At 65.3% G+C, this 26,554-nt stretch carries 22 protein-coding genes; 9 read left to right on the top strand and 13 right to left on the bottom strand.

Annotated features, from left to right (window positions below):
- Positions 1-9: 9 nt before the first annotated feature.
- The 5 genes from urtE to urtA all read right to left on the bottom strand — a co-directional run bounded on the left by urtE (position 10) and on the right by urtA (position 4,878).
- Positions 10-699 carry an urea ABC transporter ATP-binding subunit UrtE gene (gene urtE, locus R2669_RS16525; RefSeq protein ID WP_027679771.1) on the bottom strand — a complete coding sequence of 230 codons (690 nt, stop codon included), beginning with the start codon at positions 697-699 and terminating at the stop codon, positions 10-12.
- 15 nt (positions 700-714) lie between these two features.
- Positions 715-1,476 carry an urea ABC transporter ATP-binding protein UrtD gene (urtD, locus tag R2669_RS16520; protein WP_027679772.1) on the bottom strand — a complete coding sequence of 254 codons (762 nt, stop codon included), beginning with the start codon at positions 1,474-1,476 and terminating at the stop codon, positions 715-717.
- 14 nt (positions 1,477-1,490) lie between these two features.
- A complete protein-coding gene (urtC, locus tag R2669_RS16515; RefSeq protein ID WP_316901270.1) occupies positions 1,491-2,627 on the bottom strand; it encodes an urea ABC transporter permease subunit UrtC in 1,137 nt (378 codons plus the stop codon).
- Positions 2,628-2,637: 10 nt separating this feature from the next.
- Complete coding sequence (urtB, locus tag R2669_RS16510) at positions 2,638-3,555, bottom strand: urea ABC transporter permease subunit UrtB (RefSeq protein ID WP_027679773.1); 918 nt, start codon at positions 3,553-3,555, stop codon at positions 2,638-2,640.
- A gap of 87 nt (positions 3,556-3,642) precedes the next feature.
- Positions 3,643-4,878 carry an urea ABC transporter substrate-binding protein gene (urtA, locus tag R2669_RS16505; RefSeq protein WP_316901268.1) on the bottom strand — a complete coding sequence of 412 codons (1,236 nt, stop codon included), beginning with the start codon at positions 4,876-4,878 and terminating at the stop codon, positions 3,643-3,645.
- A 262-nt stretch (positions 4,879-5,140) separates the two neighbouring features.
- Between urtA and R2669_RS16500 the strand changes: the two genes are divergently transcribed.
- Positions 5,141-8,539 (top strand): hybrid sensor histidine kinase/response regulator, encoded by a 3,399-nt coding sequence (locus R2669_RS16500; protein ID WP_316901267.1) that lies wholly within the window; start codon positions 5,141-5,143, stop codon positions 8,537-8,539.
- On the top strand, positions 8,520-9,506 hold the full coding sequence (locus R2669_RS16495) for a response regulator (RefSeq protein ID WP_316874720.1): 987 nt from the start codon (positions 8,520-8,522) through the stop codon (positions 9,504-9,506). Before R2669_RS16500 ends, R2669_RS16495 begins: the two co-directional genes overlap by 20 nt.
- Positions 9,507-9,552: 46 nt before the next feature.
- On the opposite strand, the gene R2669_RS16490 is transcribed toward R2669_RS16495, so the two are convergent.
- From R2669_RS16490 to R2669_RS16470, 5 genes are all read right to left on the bottom strand, one after another.
- The gene (locus R2669_RS16490; RefSeq protein ID WP_316901265.1) at positions 9,553-10,446 is read right to left on the bottom strand and encodes an MBL fold metallo-hydrolase; all 894 of its coding nucleotides are present in this window, start codon (positions 10,444-10,446) and stop codon (positions 9,553-9,555) included.
- A gap of 16 nt (positions 10,447-10,462) precedes the next feature.
- A complete protein-coding gene (locus R2669_RS16485) occupies positions 10,463-11,824 on the bottom strand; it encodes an MFS transporter (RefSeq protein ID WP_316901263.1) in 1,362 nt (453 codons plus the stop codon).
- Positions 11,825-11,873: 49 nt separating this feature from the next.
- The gene (locus tag R2669_RS16480; RefSeq protein ID WP_316901261.1) at positions 11,874-12,890 is read right to left on the bottom strand and encodes a succinylglutamate desuccinylase/aspartoacylase family protein; all 1,017 of its coding nucleotides are present in this window, start codon (positions 12,888-12,890) and stop codon (positions 11,874-11,876) included.
- 117 nt (positions 12,891-13,007) lie between these two features.
- On the bottom strand, positions 13,008-13,883 hold the full coding sequence (locus R2669_RS16475) for a LysR family transcriptional regulator (protein ID WP_316901259.1): 876 nt from the start codon (positions 13,881-13,883) through the stop codon (positions 13,008-13,010).
- A 101-nt stretch (positions 13,884-13,984) separates the two neighbouring features.
- The gene (locus R2669_RS16470) at positions 13,985-14,869 is read right to left on the bottom strand and encodes an aldo/keto reductase family oxidoreductase (RefSeq protein WP_316901257.1); all 885 of its coding nucleotides are present in this window, start codon (positions 14,867-14,869) and stop codon (positions 13,985-13,987) included.
- Between the two features lie 115 nt (positions 14,870-14,984).
- Here R2669_RS16470 and R2669_RS16465 point away from each other — a divergent pair, with 115 nt between their 5' ends.
- Positions 14,985-15,887 (top strand): LysR family transcriptional regulator, encoded by a 903-nt coding sequence (locus tag R2669_RS16465; RefSeq protein WP_316901255.1) that lies wholly within the window; start codon positions 14,985-14,987, stop codon positions 15,885-15,887.
- A gap of 366 nt (positions 15,888-16,253) precedes the next feature.
- Entirely contained in the window at positions 16,254-17,264 is a 1,011-nt protein-coding gene (locus R2669_RS16460) for a VOC family protein (RefSeq protein WP_316901253.1), read from the top strand.
- Between the two features lie 16 nt (positions 17,265-17,280).
- On the opposite strand, the gene R2669_RS16455 is transcribed toward R2669_RS16460, so the two are convergent.
- Both R2669_RS16455 and R2669_RS16450 read right to left on the bottom strand, forming a co-directional pair.
- Complete coding sequence (locus tag R2669_RS16455) at positions 17,281-18,126, bottom strand: DUF4349 domain-containing protein (RefSeq protein ID WP_316901252.1); 846 nt, start codon at positions 18,124-18,126, stop codon at positions 17,281-17,283.
- A gap of 158 nt (positions 18,127-18,284) precedes the next feature.
- Positions 18,285-19,931: an APC family permease gene (locus tag R2669_RS16450; protein ID WP_316901251.1), complete on the bottom strand. Its 1,647-nt coding sequence runs from the start codon at positions 19,929-19,931 to the stop codon at positions 18,285-18,287.
- A 362-nt stretch (positions 19,932-20,293) separates the two neighbouring features.
- Here R2669_RS16450 and R2669_RS16445 point away from each other — a divergent pair, with 362 nt between their 5' ends.
- Positions 20,294-21,649 (top strand): MATE family efflux transporter, encoded by a 1,356-nt coding sequence (locus tag R2669_RS16445; RefSeq protein WP_316901249.1) that lies wholly within the window; start codon positions 20,294-20,296, stop codon positions 21,647-21,649.
- A 20-nt stretch (positions 21,650-21,669) separates the two neighbouring features.
- On the opposite strand, the gene R2669_RS16440 is transcribed toward R2669_RS16445, so the two are convergent.
- Complete coding sequence (locus tag R2669_RS16440; RefSeq protein ID WP_316890594.1) at positions 21,670-22,269, bottom strand: helix-turn-helix domain-containing protein; 600 nt, start codon at positions 22,267-22,269, stop codon at positions 21,670-21,672.
- An 87-nt stretch (positions 22,270-22,356) separates the two neighbouring features.
- Between R2669_RS16440 and kbl the strand changes: the two genes are divergently transcribed.
- The 4 genes from kbl (at position 22,357) to R2669_RS16420 (ending at position 26,511) form a co-directional block, all read left to right on the top strand.
- Entirely contained in the window at positions 22,357-23,574 is a 1,218-nt protein-coding gene (gene kbl, locus R2669_RS16435) for a glycine C-acetyltransferase (RefSeq protein ID WP_316890595.1), read from the top strand.
- Positions 23,574-24,557, top strand: coding sequence for an NAD-dependent epimerase/dehydratase family protein (locus tag R2669_RS16430; RefSeq protein WP_316890597.1), 984 nt, complete (start codon positions 23,574-23,576; stop codon positions 24,555-24,557). Before kbl ends, R2669_RS16430 begins: the two co-directional genes overlap by 1 nt.
- An 82-nt stretch (positions 24,558-24,639) precedes the next feature.
- Complete coding sequence (locus R2669_RS16425; RefSeq protein WP_261797232.1) at positions 24,640-24,912, top strand: hypothetical protein; 273 nt, start codon at positions 24,640-24,642, stop codon at positions 24,910-24,912.
- Between the two features lie 585 nt (positions 24,913-25,497).
- Entirely contained in the window at positions 25,498-26,511 is a 1,014-nt protein-coding gene (locus R2669_RS16420) for a response regulator transcription factor (RefSeq protein ID WP_316901248.1), read from the top strand.
- Positions 26,512-26,554: the final 43 nt, after the last annotated feature.

Raw genomic sequence — 26,554 nt, 5'->3', positions numbered from 1 at the left:
TGAGGTGAGTCAAACCGAGAGGTATCGGCTGATGGTGGCGGCATCGACCTTGTCGCGCGTTTCTTCGTAGACGAAGCGCCCTTTGTCGATGACGAGAAAGCGGTCGGCGATATCGAGGGTGAAGCTAAGCACCTGTTCCGACACGACGATGGTGAGCTGGCGGAGCTTGCGGATCTCCTTCAGCGCCCGCGCGATGTCCTTGATGATCGACGGCTGGATGCCCTCGGTCGGCTCGTCCAGCAGCAGCACCTTCGGGTTGGTGGCCAATGCGCGCGCAATGGCGAGCTGCTGCTGCTGGCCGCCCGACAGGTTCCCGCTCTTGCGCCCGCGCATGTCGTACAGCACGGGAAACAGCGCATACAGCTCGTCCGGCACGCGCCCGCCCGCGGAGGCCGGCAGGCCGGTCTGGATGTTCTCCAGCACCGTCATGCTCGAGAACATCATGCGGCCCTGCGGCACGTAGGCGATGCCGCGCGCCACGCGCTGGAACGAGGGCAGGGCCGTCAGTTCCTGGCCGTCGATCGACACGCTGCCCGAGCGCGTCGGAAGAATGCCCATCAGGGTCTTGAACAGCGTGGTCTTGCCCATGCCGTTGCGGCCCATCACGGCCACGATCTCCTGCGGCGCCACCTGCAGGTTGAGGGCATGGAGCACTTGGCTCTGGCCGTATCCGGAAACGAGGTCGGTCACGTTGAACATGTTCGGCTCCGGGGCTCAATGGCCCAGATAGACTTCAATGACTTTCGGGTCGGCCTGCACCGCATCCATGCTGCCTTCGGCCAGCACCTTGCCCTGATGCAGCACGGTCACGCGGTGGGCGATGCTCTTGACGAACTCCATGTCGTGCTCGATGACGAGCACCGAGCGCCCCTGGCTGATGCGGCCGAGCAGCTCCGCTGTCTTCTCGCGTTCCGACACGCTCATGCCGGCCACGGGTTCATCGAGCATCACGAGTTCCGGCTCCTGCATGAGCAGCATGCCGATCTCCAGCCACTGCTTTTGCCCGTGCGAGAGCAGGTCCGCCTGCTGGTGCAGCAGCTCGTGCAGGAAGATGTCGCGGGCCACGGCTTCCACGCGTTCCACCACGTCGGGCGTGCGGCGGAAGGCGAGTGCGCCGAGCACCTTACGCCCGCGTGGAAACGACATCTCCAGGTTCTCGAACACCGTCAGGTTTTCGTAGATGGACGGTGTCTGGAACTTGCGGCCGACACCCGAGCGCACGATGTCGTGCTCGCGCATCTTTGTCAGTTCCAGGTTGTTGAAGCGGATGCTGCCGGAGGTGGCGCGCGTCTTTCCGCAGATCAGGTCCAGCACCGTGGTCTTGCCCGCGCCGTTGGGGCCGATCACCACGCGCACTTCGTTGCGGTCGACATACAGGTTCAGGCTGTCCACCGCCTTGAAGCCATCGAACGACACCGTCAGGTCTTCGATCGCCAGCACGGGCTTGGGCATTTCCACGCCGATCGGTTGGGTCATGGTGGTCTCCGTGTTTAGCCTTGTGCGGCGGCGCCGGGCGCCGGTTTTGCCGCCGCGCGGCGGCCTTGCAGCAGCCGTGCGATCCATTTGCGGCCGTGGCTGTCGTACAGGCCCGCCAGGCCGTTGGGGAAGTACATGACCACGGCGATGAACAGGCCGCCCATCAGGAACAGCCACAGCTGCGGGAAGGACTCGGAGAAATACGTCTTGCCGAAATTGACGAGCAGCGTGCCGTACACCGCGCCCAGCAGCGAGAGGCGTCCGCCCACCGCGGCATAGATGACCATCTCGATCGACGGCACGATGCCGACGAACGACGGCGACATGAAGCCCACCTGCAGCGTGAACATCGCCCCGCCGATGGCCGACATGGCCGCCGCCACGCAGAACACGAACACCTTGAAGCTGGCGACGTCGTAACCGGAAAAGCGCACGCGCTCTTCCTTGTCGCGCATCGCCATCAGCAGGCGGCCGAGTTTGGAACGCAGGATGAAGCGTCCGAGCACGATGCAGCCCACCAGCAGGCCGGCGGTGACGAAGTACAGGATCAGCTTGGCGGAGTCGGTGCGGATGTCCCAGCCGAGCAGCGTCTTCAGGTCGGTGATGCCGTTGACGCCGCCCGTCCAGCCCTGCTGCCCGATGATGAGGATCGACAGGATCGCCGCGATGGCCTGCGTGACGATGGAAAAATACACATCGCCCACGCGCCGCTTGAACATGGCGATGCCGATCAGCAACGCAAGCAGCGTGGGCACCAGCACCACCGCGACCACCGCGAAGCCGAAGTGGCGGAACGGCTCCCAGAACAACGGCAGGGCGGTCAGCTGGTTCCAATCCATGAAGTCGGGAATGCCGGGCGTGGACTGGATCTTGGTGCTGACCGGGTCGGAGGCTTCCAGCTTGAGGAACATCGCCATGCAATAACCGCCGAGCCCGAAGAACACGCCCTGGCCGAGGCTCAGGATGCCGCCGTAGCCCCAGCACAGCACCAGGCCGACGGCCACGAAGGCGTAGCTGAGGTACTTGCCGATCAGGTTCAGGCGGAACACGTCGAACGCCAGCGGCATGACGACGAAGATGACGGCGCAGAGTACGGCCAGGCCGAGCCAGTCGCGCCTGCGCTCTAGCCATGAGTGAAGCGTGGGGTTCATGTCGGACTCCTTATTTGCGGACCTTGACCGAGAACAGCCCCTGGGGCCGCATCATCAGGATCAGGATCACGGCCGAGAGCGTCAGCACCTTGGCCATCGAGCCTGTGAGGAAGAACTCGGTGGTCGATTGCGTCTGGGCGATGGTGAAGGCCGACGCGATGGTGCCCAGCAGGCTTTGCGCGCCGCCGAACACCACCACCAGGAAGGTGTCGACGATGTACAGCGACCCCGAAGTCGGGCCGGTCGAACCGATGGTGGTAAATGCGGCTCCCGCCACCCCGGCCACGCCGCAACCCAGGGCGAAGGTCATGCGGTCGACGCGCCGTGTGTCGATGCCCACCGCACCGCTCATCACGCGGTTCTGCACCGTGGCACGCACCTGAAGACCCCAGCGCGAGCGGAACAGCAGCAGGAACAGCGCCCCGGTCAGCAGCGTGGTCAGCGCCATCACGAAGAGGCCGTTGATCGGGATATCGATGCCGCCGCCGGGCGAGAACGATCCCATCAGCCAGTCGGGCAGCGCCGGGCTGACTTCCTTGGCGCCGAAGATGGAGCGGAAAGCTTGCTGCATGGCCAGGCTCAGGCCCCAGGTGGCGAGCAGTGTGTCGAGCGGGCGGTTGTAAAGCCGCGAGATCATCAACCGCTCGACTGCGTAACCGATGGCCGCTGCCAGGACGAACGACAGCACCACGGCCGCGAAGAAGTAGTAAGGCTGCAGTGCCGGCGCATAGCTGGCGGTGAGCGTTGACAGTAGGTACGTGGTGTACGCGCCGATGGTGAGAAACTCGCCATGGGCCATGTTGATCACGCCCATCTGCCCAAAGATGATGGCCAGGCCGAGTGCCATCAGCAGCAGCACGCAGAAGAACGACAGGCCGTTGAAGCCCTGCATGGCGAAGATCGCCCCGAATTCCGACAACGAGGTCATGGCGGCTCCACGAAGACGATGGATGCGGTGGGAAGCGGTCCGTCCGGCTTGCAAACCCTGCTGCGGCCGGACCGCGTCTGCGGCGGGTTACTGGTAACCCTTCGGGAACGGATTCGGTTCGATCAGACCGGACTCGTAGACCACCTTGAACTGGCCGTCCGTCTGCACTTGCCCGATGCGCGTCTTGCTCCACAGGTGGTGGTTGGCGTGCACCTTCACGTAGCCTTCCGGCGCGGTGTTCAGCTCGATGCCGGGCGAGGCCGCGACCACCTTGTCGACGTCAAAACTGCCGGCCTTTTCCACCGCCGCCTTCCACAGCCACGGGCCGAGGTAAGCCGCCTGCGTGACGTCGCCGATGACGGCCTTGGCGCCGTACTTCGCCTTGAAGGCCTCGACAAATTTCTTGTTGTTGGGGTTGTCCAGGCTCTGGAAGTACTTCATGGAGGCGTAGAAGCCGGTCATGTTCTCGCCGCCGATACCGAGCAGTTCATCCTCCGTGACGGACAGCGTCAGCAGCGTCTGCTTGTCGGCGGTCACGCCCGCCGCCTTCATCTGCTTGTAGAAGGCCACGTTGGAACCGCCCACCACGGCAGCAAAAATCACGTCGGGCTTCTTCAGCTTCATCTTGTTGATCAGCGAGCCGAACTGCGTGTTGCCCAGCGGGTAGTACTCCTCGCCGACCACCTCGCCGTGCAGCACATTTTCGATGTGCTTGCGCGCGATCTTCATCGACGTGCGCGGCCAGATGTAGTCGGAGCCGACCAGATAGAACGTCTTGGCCTTCTTCTCCTTGGCCACCCAATCCAGCCCGGCCAGGATCTGCTGCGTGGCTTCCTGCCCGGTGTAGATCACGTTCTTGGATTGCTCGAGCCCCTCGTAGAACGTGGGGTAGTACAGCAGCCCGTTGTCTTTCTCGAATACCGGCAGCACGGCCTTGCGCGATGCCGAGGTCCAGCAGCCGAACACGGTGGCGACACGGTCAGCTTCGAGCAGCTTCTTTGCTTTCTCGGCAAAGGTCGGCCAGTCCGACGCGCCGTCCTCCTGGATGATCTTGATCTTGCGGCCCAGCACGCCGCCCGCGGCGTTGATCTGGTCGATGGCCAGGCGCTCTGCCTGGATCGATCCGGTCTCGCTGATCGCCATGGTGCCGGTGGCCGAATGCAGTTGGCCCACGGTGACCTCGGTGTCGGTCACGGCAAGCTTGGTGGCATTGACCTTGGCGGTCGGGTACGACTGCGCGAGCGCGGCCAGCGGCGCCGCCAGCAGTGGCGTGACGGCAAGACACAAGGCGAGGCGCCGAAGGCGCGAGTGGTGGCGTGACATCGTGGTTTCTCCCGGTTGCGGATGGTGGTCGTTGTGAACAGGCATGGAGGCAAGCCTAGGCGGGGGCCCCGATTGCCGGAATACGTCAACCGACGTACAGCGCAGCCGCATTGCACGGCGCAGCCATCCGCAATCAAAAACACAGCGACATCACAGGGTGAACCGGCCGAGTGCGAGGGCGGAACGGAACTTGCATCGCCCGCCGCGCCTACTCGCCTAGAGCACGAAGCTCAGGCGCGGTTCACCGAAACGGGGAGCGTTCGTGCACCAATCCGGCACCCAGCGCATCGTCAAGATCCGTCGTGACTACAACACGTGGGTCGCCGACGAGACGCTGGAAGACTACGCATTGCGCTATACGCCGCGCGGATTCCGCAAATGGTCGGAATTTCGCGTGGCCAATACCGCGCTGGGAGCCACGTCGTTCCTGGCGCTGGAGGCCATTGGCGGCTCGCTCGCCATCAACTACGGCTTTACCAACGCGTTCTGGGCGATCGTGGTGGTGAGCGTGCTGATCTTCCTGACCGGCCTGCCGATCAGCTATTACGCAGCGCGCTTCGGCGTCGACATGGATTTGCTCACGCGCGGCGCCGGCTTCGGCTACATCGGCTCGACGGTCACCTCGCTTGTGTATGCGACCTTCACGTTCATCTTCCTGGCGCTGGAGGCGGCCATCATGGCGCTGGCCGTGCAGCTTTACGTCGGGCTGCCCCTGCCCATCGCCTATGTGCTGTGCTCGCTGGTGATCATCCCGCTGGTGACGCACGGCATCACGGCCATCAACAAGCTGCAGAGCTGGACCCAGGTGCTGTGGCTGGTGTTGCTGGTGCTGCCCTACGCTGCGGTGCTGCTGCGCAATCCGCGCGCGTTTGCCGACTGGCCGAGCTTTGGCGGCCTGTCGGAATCGGGCCGCGATTTCAACCTGCTGGCCTTTGGCGCCGGCTGCACCGTGGCCTTTGCGCTGATCGTGCAGATTGGCGAGCAGGTCGACTACCTGCGCTTCCTGCCCGAAAAGACGCGCGCCAACCGCGGCAAGTGGTGGCTGGCACTGCTGGCGGCAGGCCCCGGTTGGGTGGTGCCTGGCGCGCTGAAAATGCTGGGCGGTTCCTTTCTCGTCTTCCTCGCCGTTCAGCACGAGGTGGGCACGGCGCGCGCCGTGGAGCCCACGCAGATGTACCTGGTGGCCTATCAGTATGTGTTCGGCTCGCCTGCATTGGCGATGGCGGCCATGGCGTTGTTCGTGGTGGTGTCGCAGATCAAGATCAACGTCACCAACGCCTACGCCGGTTCACTGGCATGGTCCAACTTCTTTGCGCGCCTCACGCACAGTCATCCGGGCCGGGTGGTGTGGCTCGTCTTCAACGTACTGATCGCACTGCTGCTGATGGAGCTGGGCGTGTTCGAGGCGCTGAGCGAAGTGCTGGCGCTGTACGCCAACGTCGCCATCGCCTGGATCGGCGCGCTCGTGGCGGACCTCGTCATCAACAAGCCGTTGGGATACAGCCCCGCACACATCGAGTTCAAGCGCGCTTACCTGTACGACGTCAATCCGGTTGGCGTGGGCGCCATGCTGATTGCCTCGGTGGTCGCGACGCTTGCTCACCTCGGGTTGTTCGGTGCCGTGACCGAAGCGCTGTCGCCGTTCGTCGCATTGGGCATGGCGTTCCTTTGCGCGCCGCTCATCGCCGTGGCCACGCGCGGGCGGTTCTACCTCGCCCGCAAGGTGCACGCCCCCGCCGACGCCGAACATGCGCACGCCGGCGCCATGCGCTGCGTCATCTGCGAGAACGTGTTCGAGCGAGAAGACATGGCGCATTGCCCCGCCTACGCCGGCAGCATCTGCTCGCTGTGCTGCTCGCTGGACGCGCGCTGCGGCGATGCTTGCAAGCCGCACGGCCGGCTGTCTGCGCAAATCGCGCAGGCGTGGCGACACTGGTTTCCAAACACTGAACTGCCGCGACTGCACGTGCGCGTGGCGCAGTACGCCGCCGTGCTGCTGATCGTGCTGGGCTTGTTGGCAGGCGTACTGACGCTGATCTACTACCAGACCGCCGTCACCTTGAGCGCGGACCAATCGCCGTTGCAATTGCTGGCGCGCGGTTACATCAAGGCGTTCTTTGCGCTGGCGCTGGTCGGCTGCGTTGGCGCATGGTGGCTGGTGCTCGCCAAGGAAAGCCGCAAGGTCGCGCAGGAAGAGTCCAACCGCCAGACCATGCTGCTGATGCGCGAGATCGAAGCGCACCGCAAGACCGACGCCATGCTGCAGCAGGCCAAGCAAGCCGCCGAGTCTGCCAACCGGGCCAAGAGCCGCTACGTGACGGGCTTGAGCCACGAACTGCGCACGCCGCTCAACAGCATCCTCGGCTATGCGCAACTGCTGATGCGCGATCCGTCGGTGCCACCCGCGCGCCGCGAGGGCCTTGCCACCATCTTCCGCAGCGGCGAGCACCTCTTGGCCCTGGTCGATGGGCTGCTGGACGTGGCACGCATCGAGGCCGGCAAGCTGCAACTCGACGTGAGCCAGGTGGCGTTTCCAGCGTTCCTCACGCAGATCGAAGCGATGATGGAGCCGCATGCCTCGGAAAAAGGACTGGCCTTCCGCATGGAGCATGTAGGCCGCATTCCCGACGCGGTGCGCATGGACGAAAAACGTGTGCGCCAGATCCTGATCAATCTGCTGGGCAACGCGGTGCGGTTTACCGAGAGCGGCACGGTGTCGCTGCGTGTGGCCTACGCGCGTGAGCTGGCGACCTTCGAAATTCTCGATACCGGCATCGGCATTGCCTCGGACGAGCTGGAACGCATCTTCCTGCCCTTCGAACGCGGCGCCGCAGCGCACGCGCAGGACAACGGCGCCGGCCTCGGCTTGACCATCTGCCGCATGCTCACCACGCTGATGGGCGGCCAGCTGAGCGTGGACAGTGTGCCCGGCGAAGGTACGCGCTTTACCGTGCGGTTGTTCCTGCCGGAGGTGCGCGAGCCCCGGGCGGTCGACCGCATCCGCCATGTCAGCGGCTATCGCGGTGCGCGGCGGACCGTGCTGGTGGTGGATGACCAACGCGAGCAGCGCCGTATCGTGGTGGGCGCGCTCGCGCCGCTGGGCTTCACGCTCGTCGAAGCGGCCAGCGGGCCCGAGGCGATGCGCCAGCTCGGCGCGTTGCAGGTCGACCTGATCGTGATGGATGTCTCGATGCCATCGATGGACGGCTTCGAGGCCAGCCGGCTGATCCGCAAGCAGGCACTCAGTGTGGCGCCGATCCTGGTGTTGTCGGCCAATGCGTTTGCCGGTGACCGCGCACGCGGTGCCGCCGCCGGCTGCGACGACTACCTTGCCAAGCCTGTCCACTTGCCGCATCTGCTCGACAAAGTGGGCGAGCTGCTCAACCTCGAATGGATCGCCGACAGCGAAGCGGCTGCGGAAGCGCCGCCGCCGGCACGCTCGCACGCGCCGCTGCCGGCCGAGCTGGTCGCACAGTTGCGGCCGTTGCTCGAGATCGGTTACATCCGCGGGCTCATCGAATTGCTGGACGAAGCCGAACATCGCCATCCCGACCTTGCCGGCGCGCTGCAACCTGTGCGATCGGCCGCGCGGCGCTTCCGATTGACTGAACTGGATAGGTTGCTCAAAGGAGCCCCTTCAGATGAACACAGCGTGGATTGACCATGGCGGCGCGGCGGCGCTGCATCTGCCATCGGCCCCGCAGACGATCGGTGCGGCCGCTGGGGGTTCCGGCGTCGTGCTCATCGTCGACGATACGCCGGACAATCTGGCGTTGCTGTCCGATGCGCTCGACGCCGTCGGCTACACCGTGCTGGTGGCGCTGGACGGCCCCAGCGCGCTGGACCGCATCGAGCGTCTGACGCCCGACATCATCCTGCTGGACGCCGTCATGCCCGGCATCAGCGGCTTCGAAACCTGCGAGCACATCAAGGCCAATGCGCGGCACGCGCAGATTCCCGTGATCTTCATGACGGGACTGACGGAGAGCGAGCATGTTGTGCGCGGCTTCCGTGCCGGCGGGATCGACTACATCACCAAGCCGATCCGCCCCGAAGAGGTGCTCGCGCGCGTCGCCGCGCATCTGGAGCGCGCCCGTGCGCACCGGCAGGCAGACGAAATCGTTGGCCTGGGCGGCCGTGCGGCGCTGGTGGCCGATGTGCACGGCGCGATCCACTGGCGCAGCTCGCGGGTCGCGCCGTTGTTTGCGCGCTTCTATCCGGACCACGGCGACATGCAGCGGCTGCCGCCGGTATTGCAGCAGTGGCTGGCGCAGAGCGTGCGGCCCGTCGGCGTACCCGAAGCCGGCCGGATGGCGGAAGACGGTGAGGGCGTGCGGCTGGTGGCAAGGCTGGCTGGCCCCGCGCCGCACAGCGCATGGGTCATCCAGTTGGAAGAGCACGACGACCGCAAGGTGAGCGATCGCCTTTGCGCAAGGTTTCGTCTGACCGCACGCGAGGCCGAGGTGCTGCTGTGGATTTCACGCGGCAAGACCAACCGCGACATCGGCGACATCCTCGGTATGCGGCCGCGTACCGTCAACAAGCATCTCGAGCACATCTTCGAGAAGCTTGGTGTGGAAACGCGCGCGGCTGCTGCTGCGCTGGCTTTGCAGGCTCAGCCGGGTTGAGGGTCCGTCGGGCTGCGCCGGCTTCGTGGCGGGCACGCTTGTAGCGCTAGCCCTGACCACGCACGTAGCGCCATTCGAAGCCGTCTCCTGAGCGCTGCACCTTGCCCGCGGACGTTTCCGGAAAATGGGCGGCGAAGACCGTCGCGTCGGTTTCAGCCGCCCGGTCCAAAAGCCAGCGCCGCGACTCACGCGCCTGCGCCTGATCCAGGCAGAACACCGAGTTCCACGCCGGCTGGTACACCTGGATCGCGCTGTGCATGACGTCGCCGGAGAAGAGCGCCGTTTCGCCACACGATCTCACCTCGATCGCCATATGGCCGAAGCTGTGCCCGAACGTGGGCACGAAGCGGATGCCGTCAAGAATCTCTTCGCCCGCGTCGCGCACCGCGCGGGCCTGCCCGGCTTCAATCAGCGGCAGCACGCTGTCTTCAAAGACCATCCGCCGCGGCTGGCCTTCCGGCATCGCGAAGAAGTCCTGCTCGCGCTGGCCGAACACATAGGTCGCGTTGGGAAAGACGGGCACCCATCGCCCGTCCTGCCAATGCGTGTTCCAGCCGACATGGTCGACATGCAGGTGCGTCAGCAGCACGTAGTCGACGTGTTCCGGCTGGAAACCCGCGGCCGCAAACCGCTCCAGCACGGGATTGTCGAGCCGATCGAACAACGCGTTGAACGGCCGCGACTTGCCGTTGCCGATGCCGGTATCGACCACGAGGGTGAGCCCGTTGGCCTGCACCACCCACAGATGGGTTTTCAGCGGTATCCGACGGTTGGTCAGGTCGACGCTGGCGGGGGCAAATCGCGCTTCGGCCGCGCGGCCCCCCTCTTCGGTCCAGAGCGGAAACAGCCGTTCGGGCGTCAGCGCAAAATCGGTCTCGTCGACGCGGGTGATGGTTGCCGCGCCAACGCGATGGATAAGGGAGGCGGATTTCACCAGCATGACGGGTCTCCGAAAATCATTGGGTGCTGGCAGGCGGCACCCGCCGCGTTGCGACGGTGTAAAGCACCGCGCTGGCAAGCGCAGACACGCCACCGACCAGCGCCAGCGCCATGCCCAAACTGGTGCCAGTTTGCCCCAGGCGCTCGTTCAGGTAACCGACCGACAGCGGCCCAACGCCACCGCTGATCGCGTTGGTCATGAACACCAGCAAGGCGAGCGACCGGCCGCGCATGCGGTTGGGCATGGCGATTTGCAGCGGCACGGGCGCCAGGCCCATCGCAATGCTGGCGGCAAACGCGCAGGCGCCGTAAAGCACCACGGCCACGCTGCTCTCACCCACCAGCGGCATCGCGATGGCCGCAGGCACTAAGACCGCAACAGCGCAGGCCGAGAAGGCCAATACGCGCCGCAGGGCCGTCTCGTCAGTCACGCGCGTGGCCAGCATGCCGGCGCACGCGACCCCGAGCATGCCGCCGATCATGTAAGCGGGCGCCGCCATCTGGCCCACCACATTCGGCGCGAGATGAAACCGGCGCATCAACAGTGTCGGAAACCATGCTGCGTGCGAATAGAACAGCGTGATGAGCGCGACATACGCGGCAAAGTACGCCAGACAGAAGCGGTTGCGCACGAACAGTTCGATCAACACATCCTTGAGCGATGGCACCTCGTCATCGGCGCGTGCGGCGTGTGCCTGCACTTCACGCCGCTGCGGCTCGCGCACGGTCAAGGCAACAAGCGCGGCCAGCGCGAGCCCTGGCAGGCCCACGGCAATGAATACGGCCTGCCATGGCGCGACGCCGTGCGCCGCCAGCCAGGCGTTTCCGCTGCCCCCCGCGGCCGCCGACAACAGCATGCCGCCGCCAAACAGCGCCAGGCCGCCGCCGACGTACGGCCCGAGCATGAAGACGCTGCTGGCACGCGCGACGCGGCGCGGCGCAAAGATGTCGCTGAAGATCGACAGCGCAGCGGGGCTTAGCGCCGCTTCGGCAATGGCGGTGCCGGCACGCGCCACGAGCAGCTCCGGAAAGTTGGTCGCGAACCCGCATGCGGTCGTCGAGATCGCCCAGATGGCGATGCACGCCGCGATCAACTTGACGCGATTGGCCCGGTCGACAAGCCGTGCGACAAACACACCCGCCGTCGCATAGCACATCGTGAAAGAAAAGCCTTGCAGCAAGCCGATCTGCGTGTCGCTCAGCGCTAGCGACTGTTTGATCGGCTGCACGAGGATGCTGACGACCTGCCGGTCCAGGTACGAGAAGGCAAAGCACACAAAGAACAGCAGGACGATGTAGACGGGGTGGCCGACATTGCCGCCAACACGCAGCGGCGCAACGTCGTCGGACGACTCCGTTGAAAGAGTCTGGGTAGGCATCGTGGTCTCCGTATTGTTATGTGGCGAGGTCAACTGAATGGCTGCCCACTCAGTCGAGATGGGCTTCCGAGGCGAGCAGGGCGATGCAGTCGCCCGGCTCCACGCGTGCAAACGTGCGCATGCACATGACCGTGCCGTCGCCGCCGAACGTGATGTTCTCGGGGGCCGCCCAGGGGCGGTGCGGGTCGAAAAGGCGCCCCGCCAGTTGACCGGCGCGGACTTGGTCGCCCAGGGCGAAGGCCGGCTCGAACACGCCCGCATGCGGTGCGTACACGTAATGGCGCGCGCCTTCCACGCGCAGAAAGCGCGTCTGTTTCGGCGCTGGCCCTGCCGGCTCCGGCATCACGCCAAGCCGATGCAGCACGCGCTGCAGGCCGGCTTCGACGATCGCAAGGTTGCTGGCGTCGCAGCCGGCATGGCCGCCAAACTCTCCGCAGAAGAACAACTTGCCGTGGCGCTCGGCGGCAGCGGCGAAGGTCCGGTCTTCGCCAAGCAGATCCATGATCATGGTGTGCGGTGCGCCAAAGTCGCGCACCAGTTCCAGGTACAGCGCGCGTTGTTCACCGTGCGCCGGCGGGGACGCCAGTAGCGTCGGCAGGTGATCGAACGATGCGCCACCGGCGTGAAGGTCGATCACGACATCTGCACGCGGCAGCAGTTCGGTCTCGACATAGTGCGCAATCATTTCGGTCGGCTGCCCGTTGCGCGCACCGGGAAACATGCGGTTCAGGTTGCCTCGGTCGATGGGGGACGTGCGTGAGCCGTTGATGAAGGCCGGGAAATTCAGCCCGGGAATCACGATCAGGCGGCCGCGCATCGCCATGGACGGCAGCCGCTGCAGCAGCTTCATCAGGGCGACGGGGCCTTCGTATTCGTCTCCATGATTTCCGCCAGTCAGCAGCACAGTCGGGCCGGTCCCTTCGCCGGCATTGCACACCGCAATGGGGATCGGAATATGCCCGTAGGCGGAGCGGTCATGTGACCACGGCAGGCGCAGCGTTCCGGTCTGGAAGCCGACGCGTTCGAAGTCGATGTCGGTGGCGATGAGCGAGGCAGACGTTGTCATGGCGGCAAGCGTGAAGACGAGGTGTCTTCACTATCGCCGACGCCGGAAAGCGCGGCCAATGCCGATTTCTGCGGCGGCCGATGCCTTGCAGGCATCGCGCCCGGAACGCGCCCGGGTCTACTGCAACTGCGCGATAAAACGCTGGAGTGCCGCGTTGGTGTGCGCCGAAAGGAAACAGAATTCCAGGGGCAGCGGCACCGACAGATCGCGCAGTTCGACAAAGCGCACGCGGGCCGGTGGCCGATGACGATTGGCGGCGTTGACGATGGCCGCGCCCATGCCGGCAGATACAAGCGACAGGATGGCGGTTTCCGTCGATGCTTCCTGGCGGATATCGAGCGTGAGTCCGCGTTCGGCACAGGCTGACAGGAGCCGGTCGTAGTAGGCGGGATAAATGCGGCGCGGAAACGCGATGAAGGGCGTACCGACAAGCTCGCTGGCGAGGACCGCGTCCTCGCTGCCAAGAGACCACGACTGCGGCACCGCCAGCACGACGTTCTGTTCCAGCACGGGCACGCCGGCGATGCCCTGCGGCAACGCGCCGAGGCGATAACAGAAGCCGCCGTCGAGCTGGCCCGCTGCAATCGCGTCAAATTGCTCCGGCGTATTCATGGGTGTGAGTTCGAGCGCGACGTCCGGCGCGGTCTGCTGAAAGGCGCTGAATGCCTGCGAGACGATGCCGATCCAGGCGGCGTTCTCGACGAAGCCGAGCCGCAGCTGGCCATGCACGCCGTCTGCAATGCGCCGCGCCAGACGGTTTGCCGCATCGACGCGCGTGAGGATGTCGCGCGCTTCATCAAGGTATGCAGTGCCTGCCGCCGTCAGCTTCAGGCCGCGTGGCGTGCGCTCGAACAGCACTGCGCCGATGGCGTCTTCAAGGTCCTGGATCTGGCGCGAGATGGCCGGCTGCGTGACGTGCAACTGCTCCGAAGCGGCCCGCACGCTGCGCAGCTCGGCCACAGCGATGAAATACCGAAGATGCCGAAGCTCCATGATGGTCCCGCGCAGTCAGATCGTCGGCAATGATAGTGCAGCACCTGAGCAGAATCGACCGGTGCTCCTGCTGACATTGCGCGGCGGCGCCATGCACAGCATCACGCCGCCAGGTGCGAGGCATGTGCGACGGTGTCGAGTTCGCGCATCGCATCTTCCGGCAACGTCATCGCCGCGGCGCCGAGGTTTTCGCGCAGGTGGGCGACCGACGAGGTGCCCGGAATCACGAGAATGTTCGGCGACCGGTGCAGCAGCCAGGCGAGCGCGGTCTGCATCGGTGTTGCACCCAGCCGCGCTGCGACATCGTTGAGCGTGGACGACTGCAGCGGGCTGAACCCACCCAGCGGGAAGTACGGGACATATGCAATGCCGTCGCTGGCCAGTGTGTCGATCAGCGCGTCGTCGTTTCTGTGGGCGAGGTTGTAGTGGTTCTGCACGCAGACGATCTCGCAGATCCGCCGTCCTTCTGCGATCTGGTTGGCCGTGACGTTGCTCAGCCCGATATGCCGCACCAGCCCCTGACGTTGCAGTTCGGCCAGGGCCGTGAGGGGCGCCTCGATCGACCCTTCGGCGGGGCCGTGCGTGTCGAACATGATCCGCAGATTCACCACGTCCAGCACCTCCACGCCGAGGTTGCGCAGGTTGTCGTGCACCGCTTCGGTCAGCGCCTGCGCAGAAAACGCCGGCAGCCACGCGCCCTTCGCGTCACGCCGGGCACCGATCTTGGTGACGATGAGCAGGTCGTCGCGATACGGATGCAACGCTTCGCGGATCAACTGATTCGTGATGTGCGGGCCGTAGAAATCGCTCGTGTCGATATGGTTGACGCCCGACGACACCGCCTCGCGCAGTACGGCGAGCGCCGCGTCGCGATCCCTGGGTGGGCCGAAGACGCCCGGGCCGGCGAGCTGCATGGCGCCATAGCCGAGACGGTGCACCTGGTGGCCGCCGATGGAAAACGTGTCGGACTGAACGATGAGAGACATGGTCACACTCCTGTGTTGAAGATCGAAGAAGAAAAGGGCATGACGGCAGAGTAGGCGCAAGCGCGGTGCGCGATAAGGGGACATAATCCGCACGGGTTGTGCGAAAAGGCGAACAATGAAAGTCGATCTGGGTGACCTCAATGCCTTCGTGGCGGTGGCGCAGGCTAAGGGCTTCCGCGAAGGCGCAAGGCTGATGGGCGCGAGCGCATCCGGGCTGAGCGAGGCGGTGCGGCGGTTGGAGACGCAGCTCGGTGTGCGCCTGCTGAACCGCACGACGCGCAGCGTCTCACCCACTGAAGCTGGGCAGCGTCTGTTGGGCCGGCTGCGGCCCGCCTTGAGCGAGGTGGAAGCCGCGCTCGATGTCGTCAACAGCTTCCGCGAAAGACCCGCCGGCACGCTCAAGCTCAATGTGCCGATGAGCGCCGCGCGGCTGGTGCTGCCTGCCATCATCCCCGGCTTTCTCGACGCCTATCCCGAGATACAGCTGGAGGTCGTAGCCGAAGAGAGCTTTGTCGACATCCTGGCTGCAGGTTTCGACGCAGGCATCCGTTATGACGAGCGGCTCGAACAGGACATGATCGCCGTGCCGATCGGGCCGCGATCCCAACGGTTCGCCACGGCAGCGGCACCTCGCTATCTCGATCGACGCGGCCGGCCCGCTCATCCGCGCGAACTGCTCGACCACGCCTGCTTGCGCGGCAAGTTTGCAAGCGGTGCGATGCCGCCGTGGGAATACGAGCGCGATGGTGAAGTGGTTCGGGTAGAGCCGTCGGGCCCGCTGCTCGTTCGCATTGGCGGCGCGACCGATCTTGTCGTGGATGCGGCCTTGGCCGGCGTGGGCGTTGTCCATCTCTATGAAGACTGGCTGCGTCCGCACCTGGCGAGCGGTGCGCTCGAACCCGTGCTCGAGGATTGGTGGCGGCCGTTCCCGGGGCCGTATCTCTACTATCCGGGGCGGCGCCTTGTTCCGGCGCCGCTCAGGGCGTTCATCGATTTCATCAAGGCCAGTTCAGACTAAGGCGGAGCCTGCTGTTTCGCAGCAGCGTCGCCTGACTGCTCGCGCAAGACTGCGCCACGCCAGGTCGCGCGCCACCGCAGCGATGTTCGGGGCCCGTGCGTTCCATCGAGTTTCCGTGATGGCTTCGTAGCACCTGCCAGCCGTTCGCCCAATCCACGTAGTACGCGGTGCCTGTCATGGCTCTCACACTGAGGCCGTTGCGTGGCGTGCATCGCATGTGCCCCGAGAAGCCGTGTGTGCCGGCAGCGCCGGAGACATTGGCATACGCGCGCCCGTAGTTGCCTGGTGCCGTCGGGTTTCGATACTCAAGCGGCAGGCGGTTTCCCAATCCCCCACACGACGCCACTGCTGCGTCAGGAGACGGTCATGACAATTGCGTCGGTGGCATCGGTATCGGTCAGCGGCCCGAGCTGGTCCGGCGATTTCCTGCGCACGCTGCACGCCCCCGCGAGCGGTGAGGGCGAGATGCGCGGCGATGCGTGGTTGCGGGTCGAGCAAGGTCGCGCCGATGCGCCGCGTGCCGACGAAATCATCGTCAATGACGTGATGTTCGCGGTCGATGACGTTGCCGTCGCGCATGGCCGTGCCGTGCGTGCAGGCGCTGCCGATCTTGCACCGCCGCACTGGGACGTCGTGTCTACGCCGGCTGGGGAGCGCCCTGTGCGCATGGCGCGTGTGGGCGGAATCGGCCATGTCACGCACACGTTTGTCGAGCACGACGCAGCGGCCGGCGATGCTGCCTTCGATGGAGCGCACGGGCTGGACCACCTCGCGCTGTGCCTGCCTTGCGGCACCATGGGCGCAACGGTTGCGCGTTACGAAGCGGGCTTTGGCCTGCATGTCACGCAAACGGAGCACATCCAGACGCGCAGCCTCGGCATGATCAACACGGTGCTGCAGAACGCCAGCGGCAGCGTGAAGCTCGTGCTCTCTGCGCCTACCGCCAGCAGCCAGAGGACGCAACTGCACCGCTTTGTCGACGTGCACGGCGGTGCGGGCATCCAGCACCTGGCGCTGCGTGTGCCTGCACTGTTGGCGCATAGCCTCGCGCTCAAACGCCACGAGGTGAACTTCGCGGGCTCCATGCCCGAAGTGTTTGACGCCATGCTGGCGCGCATCGGGCACTGCCCGGTCCCGCGCGACGCAGCGCTGGCCCTTGGCATCATGGCCGACCGCGATACCGATGGCCTGCTGTTGCAGTCATTCCTGGCGCCGTCGCGCACGGCGGAGCCGGTGTTCTTTTTTGAGCTGATCGAGCGCCAGGGCGCGCGTGGGTTTGGGGCGGCAAACATCCGCGCGCTGTTCGAAGCGGTGGAGCGTGTGCAAGGTGCCGTCGTGGCGGTGGGCGAGCCACAAGGTCAACCCGCCACGGTCTAGCACCACGCGCGATGGCTCATTGGGTCGACTTGCGCTGGCGCCATTTGCGCCGCAGCTTGATGAACAGCGCCACCACGATCGACAGAACGATCGCCCACGGCAGCAGGTAAGCCACCGCCTCGATCACGCTCGCGCTGGCTCGCACCAGCGAAGGCAGGAATTCGCGGAACGCATTGCCGATGGGCGCCCACAGGCTGCGCGCTACCGTCTGCCGCGTGCTCAGATCGATCGACAGCACCTCGCGGTTCACGCGGTCCATCAGGTGCGTGTTCTGGCCGGTAGCGACCTCCAGTTCCGATTGCGTTTCCGCCAGCTTTTCTGCGATCAGGATGAGGTCTTCCACCTTGGTCGCCTTGCGCTGCAGGTCGAGCAGGCTCGCGCGGTAGTTCTTCAGCATCTCGAGGCGCTTGCCGACTTCGGCAATCGGCTGGCCGAGGTCGTCTACGTGGGTGCCCTGGCTGACGACGCCACCGCTGTCCGCCAGGCGTTTGCGCATGGCACGCACGCCCTCCGGGCTGGCGCGCAGATTCAGATGGGCGGTACCGCCGCGCTGGTCCCGTTCGAGCTGGATGCTGGCATCCATGACCGTGCAGTGCCATGTGGCTTCGTTCACGCAGGCGTCCTGCAGTTCGCGGTACAGGCGCTCGAGTTGCGGCGCGTCGACTTCCAATGAGACGCGGTGTTCGTAGGCGAGAAAGCGCTGCTCGGCGCGATCGGCCATCTTGGCGCTTTCCGCAGCTGCGGGCGCCGGTGCGGCAGCCATCATCGCGGGCGATGCACCGCCGCCCGGGCCGGATTCTTCTTTCTTGCTGCAAGCGCTCAGGGACAGCGCGATCAGGATCAGGCCGAGGAGTCGAGTCATGGGCAAATGAAATGGCGTGAGGTTGTACGCAAAGTCCTGGGGATTGCGGCGCAGTCTAGCGCACACAGCTGAGCAGATCTCACAGCCCCGCAGACAAGAAAAAACGCCCGCCGGCAGAACCGGTCGGGCGTTTTTTTTTGCAGCGTGCAACCGTGGCGTCAGGCGCCTTGCGGGACTTCGCGTGCGGCGCGCTTGCGGTCACGCACTTCGGTTTCTTCGTGCACGCTGTCCACCTCGTCCAGGTAGCGCGTGTGCCAGCCGCTGGCCACGCCCCAGTGGTAGAAGAACAGCGAAAGCACTGCGACGATGCCCATGTCCCAGCCGTAGGGGATGTAGCCGTGGCCGCCGAACTCCGTGCTGCCGCAGTACGACAGCGCGGCGATGGTCGGCAGGTAGGCGATCATCCACCACGCGCCCTTGAGTTCCGTCTTGAAGTCGGGCCAGCCGGCCTTGGCCTGGTAGTAGAAGTACACGGGCAGGGCCACCAGCATCAGCACGATGATCTCGCCGGTCAGCGGCCACTTGGCCCAGTACAGGATGAGCGATGCGCACACAAACGCGAACGGCGCGACGAGCGAGAGCCCCGGCAGACGCAGCGGGCGATGCAGCTGCGGCGACGTACGGCGCAGCGACATCACGCTGATCGGGCCGGTCAGGTACGAAATGACCGTCGCCACCGAAATGACCGCCGCCAGCGCACCCCAGCCGCGGAAGAAGAACAGGAAGATGAACGACACCGCCAGGTTGAACCACATGGCCGGGCGCGACACGCCAAACAGCGGGTGCACGCGACCGAAGATGGCCGGCATGGTGTTGTTGCGCTCCATCGCGTAGATCATGCGCGTGGTGGTGGCCATGTACGTGCTGCCGGTGCCCGACGGGCTCACGAACGCATCGATGTACAAGACGATCGCCAGCCAGTTGAGGTTCAGCGCAATCGCGAGCTGGGCGAACGGCGAGTGGTAGTCGATGCCGTGCCAGCCGTTGACGAGCGACTCGGGCGGCACGGCGCCCAGGAAGGCCACCTGCAGCGCCACGTAGATCACCGCCGCCAGCAGGATCGAACCGATCACCGCGATGGGCACGTTGCGGCCCGGGTTGCGCGCCTCCCCCGCCAGGTTGATCGGGCTCTGGAAACCGTTGAACGCAAACACGATGCCGCTCGTGGCAATGGCGGTCAGCACCGCAGACCAGCCGTACGGCGCAAAGCCCTGTCCCGCCACATTCGCGGCCGAGCTGCCACCAAAGTTGCCCGGGTGAAAGCCTGCTGCAACAAGCGCCACCGCCGTTGCGGCCGGAATGATGAACTTGAAGATCGTGATGGCGTTGTTCGCCTTGGCAAACACCTTCACGCCCCAGTAGTTCAGCAGGAAGTACACCACGACCAGCACTGCCGACAGCACCAGGCCCGGCGGCGTCAGCTCACCGTGCTGGAAGAGCGACTGCGCCCAGGGCCACGGCCAACTGCTCATGTACTGGATGGATGCCTCCGCCTCGATGGGGATGACGGTGACGATCGCGATCCAGTTGGCCCAGGCTGCCACGAAACCCACCAGCGAGCCATGCGAGTAGCGCGCATAGCGCACCATGCCGCCCGATTCCGGGAACATCGCGCCCAGTTCGGCATACGTCAGGGCAATGGCGAGGATGACGACGGCGCCGATGATCCAGGTGAAGATGGCAGCGGGGCCTGCCACCTTTGCAGCGTGGCCGGCGCCGAACAGCCAGCCCGAACCGATGATCGAGCCCAGCCCAGTCAGCATCAGTGCCCAGGCGCCGAGATTGCGTTGTACGTTTTTTTCCAAGAGGAGTCTCCGCCCCGGCGAGTCGGAAGTTCGACAGGGCATCGCGGTTTGCTTACCAGTCCGCTTAGTTCTACCGAGGCGACGCTGTTTGGGCGCCGCCCGCCGTCCTATGTGGTGGGTGTCACCAGCCCAGGACATGCGTGTGCTGGCTGACGCGTAGCATCAACCGCACCCGTCCGGCCGCGATGAAAGACAGAACACGGTGTCTGCCTTCCGGGGGGATTCGCGTATAGTCATCGGCGACGTTGTGCGGGGTGCCGCACTTGCCGCCCGATTCCGGAGCCCGCAATGGGGCGCAATGATAGCGAAATCGTGAGCGGTTGCACCGCCTTTTTCATCGTTCCTCGCAGTTTTTTCTCCCCATGGAGTCCTCTTTCGCCACTTCGGTTGCACCTGCGTCACCTGCGCAGTGGCACCGGCGCGTGCTGACGCTGGCGTTTCCCATCGTGCTGGCCAACCTGACGCAGCCGATCCTCTCGGCGGTGGATACGGCCGTGGCGGGGCATCTGCCGGGGCCGGAATACATCGGCGGCGTGGCCCTCGGCGGGGTCTTCTTCAACTTCGTCTTCTGGGGGTTTGGCTTCCTGCGCATGGGCACCACGGGGCTGGTGTCACAGGCACACGGCGCCGGCGACACACAGGCGTTGCGAGCGAGCGTGGTGCGCGCGCTGCTGCTGGCCCTTGCCATTGGCGCGGCATTGCTGGTGCTGCAGGTGCCGGCCATCCGCATCACGCTGGCGCTGCTGGGTGGGAGCGAATCCGTCACCCGCATGGCAGAGGTGTATTGCCACACGCGCATCTGGTCGGCGCCGTTTGCGCTGGCCAATTACGTCGTGCTCGGCACGCTGCTCGGCCGCCAGCAGGTGCGGCGGGCGCTGCTGCTGCAAGTGTTCATCAATGCCGTGAACATGGTTGCGGTGCTGAGCCTGGTGCTAGCCGCCGGGATGGGTGTTGCCGGTATCGGCGCTGCAACGGCGTTGGCCGACATTGCCGGGTTCGGGCTCGGCATGTTGCTGCTCTGGCTGCAGCGGCCGACGGGCCTGGCGCCGCTGACCCGCGCCGAACTCCTCGCCCGTGACGCCTGGCGCCGCCTGATGGGACTGAACACCGACATCTTCTTGCGTACGCTGTGCCTCCTGGCCTCCTTCGGCTGGTTTGCCCATGCGGGCGCGAAGCAGGGCGATGTGGTGCTGGCCGCCAACGCGTTGCTGCTCAATTTCCTGACCTTCATGGCCTACGGGCTGGACGGCTTTGCGCATGCGGCCGAAGCGCTGGTGGGTGCCGCCATGGGCGCGCGCGACCGTGCTGCGCTGCGCATGGCGGTTCGCGTGTCGACGTTCTGGTCGGTGCTTGGCGCTGGGCTCTTCGCGGCCGTGTACGCGCTGGCGGGTGCCGGCATCATCGGCGTGCTGACCGATCAGCCTGCCGTGCGCGAAGCCGCGCGCCACTATCTAGTGTGGGCGGCGCTGCTGCCCGTCGTGTCGGTATGGGGCTTCCAGTTTGACGGCGTGTTCATCGGCGCGACCCGCACGCGTGAACTGCTGGTGACGATGGCCGTAGCGGCCGCCGCGTTCTTGGGATTGTCCATCACGCTGCAACCGCTGTGGGGCAACCACGGGCTGTGGTTGTCGATGCTGGGGTTCATGGCGCTGCGCGGGCTGATGCTTGGGATGCTGCTGCCACGCGTGTGGCGTGCGCCCGAACTGCAGACAGCCTAGGCAGCGTCAATCCGCGGCGCCTACTGCTGCGCGTATTCCACCACCAGCAATGCCGTCGCCATCGTCTTGCCGGCGTTCGAGATGGCGTGCTGCACATCCCCCGGGTAGCGCGCCGATTCCCCATGCCGCACCTTCTTCTCACTCGCGCCGGATTGCACCGTCACCGTGCCGCTCAGCACGGAGATGTGCTCCTTCGAGCCCAGCTCGTGCGGCTCTGACGCCAGCACGCCGCCGGGCTGAATCGCCAGTTCATACCATTCAAAGCGCGCCGCCAGGTCCACGGGGCCAAGAATCTTCAATTCGCACTTGCCATCCGGGCTTTTGATGACTGGGATGGAGTGTGCGGGGATGACAGTCACCGCAGGCGCTGCATCGGCCGCGCCTTCAGGCGAGAGGAAATCCGCGAGCCCGACGCCGAGCGCGGTGGCCAAGCGCCACAGCACGGCGACGGTGGGGTTGGCCAGGTTGCGCTCGACCTGCGAGAGCATCGATTTGGACACGCCCGCGCGGCGCGACAGTTCATCGAGCGAGAGCTTGCGCGCCTGGCGCAGCGCTTGCAGCTTGGCACCCACGGCGGGCGGGCCGTCGGCGAGGACATCGGTGGCGGGGGCTTGTGCCATCGGTTGGTATCTTGTAAATTGAACGAATTATTCGATATATCGAACTTGTTCGATTTATCGATCAACGCAGTCTACAGGAGCAGCACCATGGGGACAACGCAAGCCAATGCTTCCACCGACGCCTTCTACGCGCACATCCGCCGCGAACTGGAGGCGATCGAGGAAGCCGGTCTCTACAAGACCGAGCGCATCATCACCTCGCCGCAGGGCGCTGTGATCCGCACGGCTGACGGCAAGGAGGTCATCAATCTCTGCGCCAACAACTACCTCGGCTTGTCGTCGCACCCGGAGGTGCTGAAGGCCGCGCACGAAGCGCTCGACACGCATGGCTTTGGCCTAAGCTCGGTGCGCTTCATTTGCGGCACGCAAGATCTGCACAAGACGCTCGAAGGGCGGCTGGCCAAATTTCTCGGCACGGAAGACACCATCCTCTACGGCTCGGCGTTCGATGCCAACGGCGGCCTGTTCGAAACGCTGCTCGGCGCGGAAGACGCCGTCATCAGCGATGAACTGAACCACGCGTCGATCATCGACGGCATCCGCCTGTGCAAGGCGCAGCGGTATCGCTACAAGCACAACGATCTGGACGACCTGCGCGCGCAATTGCAGGCGGCCGATGCGGCGGGCGCACGCTTCAAGCTTGTGTTTACCGATGGCGTGTTCTCGATGGACGGCACCATCGCGCGGCTGGATGAGATCCGCGCTATTTGCGACGAGTTCGGCGCGCTGCTCGGCATTGATGAATGCCATGCCACGGGCTTTCTCGGCAAGCGCGGTCGCGGGTCGCACGAGCACCGCGGCGTGTTCGGCAAGATTGACATCATTACCGGCACGCTAGGCAAGGGCCTGGGCGGCGCGTCGGGCGGTTTCACGAGCGCGCGCAAGGAAGTGGTGGCACTGCTGCGCCAGCGTTCGCGGCCGTATCTGTTCTCGAACACGGTGGCGCCGTCCATTGTCGGGGCGACCATCAAGGTGCTCGACCTGCTGGAAGCCGACACCGCGCTGCGCGACAAGCTGGAAGACAGCGCGCTGTATTTCCGCCGCAAGATCGTCGAACTGGGTTTCGATATCAAACCAGGCGACCATCCGATCGTGCCGATCATGGTGTACGACGCGCAGAAGGCGCAGGTGCTGTCCAAACGTCTGCTGGAACTGGGCGTGTACGTGGTCGGCTTCTTCTACCCGGTGGTGCCGAAGGGGCAGGCGCGCATTCGCGTGCAGATCAGCGCGGTGCACGAGCGCGCGCAACTCGATGCGGCGCTCAAGGCATTTGAAACCGCCGGCAAGGAACTGGGGATCATCTGATGAGCACTGGTACGAGCGCGAATGTTGGAACGGCGCCGCGCATCCTCATCATCGGCGCCAACGGGCAGTTGGGGACGGAGCTGGCCGCCGCGCTGGCCGAGCGCTACGGCAACGGCAACGTGGTGACGAGCGACATGGTGCCCCGCGGCCGCCATCCGCAGATTCGCCACGAAACGCTGGATGTGACCGATCGCGGCCAGTTGCGCGAGATCATCGAGCGCCACGGCATCACGCAGATCTATCACCTGGCGGCCGCGCTGTCGGCCGCAGCAGAGCAGTCGCCCACCTGGGGCTGGGCGCTCAATATGAACGGGCTGCTGAACGTGCTGGAAGCCGCGCGCAATCATCAGCTCGAGCGCATCTTCTGGCCCAGCTCGATTGCCGCGTTCGGGCCCACCACGCCTGCGGACAACACGCCGCAGAGCACGATCATGGAGCCCAAGACCGTCTACGGCATCTCCAAGCTGGCGGGCGAAGGATGGTGCCGCTGGTATTTCGAGCACCACGGCGTGGATGTGCGCAGCCTGCGTTATCCGGGCCTCATCTCATACAAGACCGCGCCTGGCGGCGGCACGACCGACTACGCCATCGACATCTTCCACTCGGCCGTGAAGGGCGAGCGTTATACGTGCTTCCTTGAGCACGACGAGGCGCTCCCCATGATGTATATGCCCGACGCCGTGCGCGCCACCATCGAGTTGATGGAGGCCCCGGCCGAGCGCATCAGTGAGCGCGGCAGCTACAACCTTGCGGGCGTGAGCTTTACGCCGGAGCAGTTGGCGGCGGAAATCCGCCGGCATCGTCCGTCGTTCGAGGTGGCCTACGCGCCGGATTTCCGTCAGGCGATCGCGGCAAGCTGGCCGAATTCCATCGACGATTCGGTCGCCCGGCGCGACTGGGGTTGGAAGCCTGAATACGGTGTGGCGGAGATGACGGCCGACATGCTGGAGAACCTGGCGCACTTGGCCGCGCACACAGCCTAGGCAGCTTCAGTTAGGGGAATTGCGGGCATTGCACGGCGCTGTTTTCTGTTTCGCTTCGATCGGTTGTGTTCAACAATGCAGCATGGCCATCACTTCTCGCCCCGCCCGCATGCCTTGTTCGACACCCGACCCCGCGCCGCGACATCGCGACGATCCGCCGCCCGCCAAGCGCGCCTGGTGGGTGCCGGTGGTGCGCATGTCGGTGGCCGCAGGCGCGGTGGCGGCCATTCCGCACACGTCGATCCAACTGCCGTTTGCTGACGGTGCCTGGATGCTGCACACGGCTGCCGGCCTCATCTTCATGGTGGGCGCCATCGACAGCCTCTTCCTTTTTGCCATGCGCCATAAGCCCTAAAGCGGCGCATCGGTCATCTGCCCGCGTGCGGCGTCCCGGTGATGTGCCGCCTGCAGCATCCGCTCGGTAAGTTTTAAAACAGGTTGTAAAAACGTTCAGTGGACAGCTGACGGCATGATGGGGTTGGTCGTCACACCCCCGCAGATTCGTAACTGAATCGTTACAGAATTGCATCAATTTGCGGCATCGCACCAATTGTGGCGACTGCCCGGCGATCCTTTGCCACAGCGGGTTATGCCTCGGTTCTGCACCCCGGCGTTTGTGCCGCAAGTGTAAGCAGATGTTGCGCTGCACGGAGGTGGCCCGATGCTTGCTCTATGTCGTCCGGTCACTCTGCATGTGCAAGGCAGTCCCGCCACGTGCAGAACAGTTTTTCCCATAAGCGGATCCGGAACCGGATTGGTCCCCACGACCCCACGGTCCCCACGGCATCCGCACTTCGCTTCTCCAGAGCCGGCACATCGCCGGTGGCAGGGCGCTTCTCTCGGACGGTCCCGGGGTTTCGACGGTCATTTGCGTGCTCGCCCGCAACGGCAGGCCTGTGCGCGCTTGACCGGAATCGCTTCACAAGAAAACGAGGAAACCATGAAAGCAGTCCTGCTGGAGAATCATCCGTTGCTACGAGCCGGACTTGCGCAGTTGCTCGCGCATCCCACCCTCGGCCTGGAGGTCGTCGCCCCGGCATTGCCTTCTGGCATCCCTGGCGAACTGCATGCTTGCGACGAGCGTGCCGACCTGCTCGTCATCGGCCTGGACGAGCCCGACGGCCCGATCGACGCTGGCCAACTCGCTGCTCAATTGCGCGAGGCCATCGACACGAGCGAGGCCAGCCGCGTGGTGCTGCTCGCCGCCAGCCTGTCTGCTGAAGAGGCGCACGTCGCCATGACGTGCGGTGTGGACGCCTACTGCGCCAAATCGCAATCGCCGGAAGTCCTGCTCGCAACGCTGCGGCTCGTGCTGGCCGGCGGCCAGTCGTATCCGGCCCTGATACCGCGCGCGGCCGGTGCGGCCATGCCGATGCTCTCGCTGGATGCATCGGAGGCGGCGCAGCGGCTGAATGTTTCGCTACGGCAGTACGAAGTGCTGGTGCTGCTCTCGCGCGGGCACTCCGTGAAGGGCGTTGGGCGCCTGCTGGGCATTTCCGAAGCCACCGTCAAGACGCACGCGTGCACGCTGTATCGACGCTTGAACGTGCGCAACAAGAGCGAAGCGGTGTACGCCGCCATGCGCCTGGGTATTCCACTGGAACTGCAGGGCGGGGCTGCCGCCGCCATTGGCGCTGCATCCGCGCAGACATCGGTCCAGGTGTCTGGCGATGCGCAAGACGCAGACGTGTTCGTGCACACCGCTGCACGCATACCGACCCCGCTCCAGGCCGGCGCACCGGCCCGCGACGCGGTGATGGCGTCTTCATCCCCCCAGACGGGAGCGTCCGACCGGACCACCGCAACGGTGGCCGCATCGGGCGCTGAACTGGGCGCTGAATCGCGCTGGGCCGCCATGACGCGCGCCTTTGGTGGCGTGAGCGGCAGCGTGACGCCTGCCAAGCCGTTGCGCGCCCCGGTGCGCACCGCCAACGGTACGGCGCGCCTCGGCTGACTCAGCCCAGGCAGCCCTTCATGCAATGCGGATCGCGTGCGCT

The organism is Ralstonia edaphi, assembly GCF_958350185.1.
GTDB lineage: Bacteria > Pseudomonadota > Gammaproteobacteria > Burkholderiales > Burkholderiaceae > Ralstonia > Ralstonia edaphi.
The sequence above is the reverse complement of the archived record's forward strand: the minus strand, read 5'-3'. Positions and strand labels throughout refer to the sequence as shown.